The sequence below is a fragment of the Campylobacter sp. 2018MI10 genome (assembly GCF_018501175.1).
Lineage (GTDB): Bacteria > Campylobacterota > Campylobacteria > Campylobacterales > Campylobacteraceae > Campylobacter_E.
Window position 1 is genome coordinate 1 of sequence record NZ_JAHCZD010000120.1, and the last position, 405, is coordinate 405.

Sequence of the window (405 nt, forward strand, 5' to 3'; positions counted from 1 at the left end):
TTCAGCCTTTTGTATATCAATCACTTCCAAATCTCCACCATCATTATGAAGCATAGGGCGAATTTCAGCATCTAAAACACTTTCAACTGCTTTTAATTGTCCCACTACGGTCATTTCATCAAAAGCTACATCACTTTTCATTGTATTTTTGAGTTTTTCTCTATCTATTTCAGCTCTAGTTTCAGCTAAAATATCTACAAGGTAATAATCTCTTTTTTCATGTCCGCCTGGTTTGATACAGGATTTACAAAAAGCACCCGCTTTAGTGTATTGTGTGATTTCTTCTACGCTATGCAAATCATTAAGTTTAATCACTTCTTTAATAGTTCCAAGACTTACCCTAGCGCACTCGCAAACTATAATTTGATCTTCAAAATCTTCAGGACTTATACCTTTATAATGCGC

The 405-nt window shown here is 34.6% G+C and carries 1 protein-coding gene; it reads right to left on the reverse strand.

Annotated elements, in window-relative coordinates:
• Nucleotides 1–405: (2Fe-2S)-binding protein (locus KJR01_RS09945; protein WP_214119090.1), on the reverse strand; the 405-nt coding region annotated here is incomplete at both ends.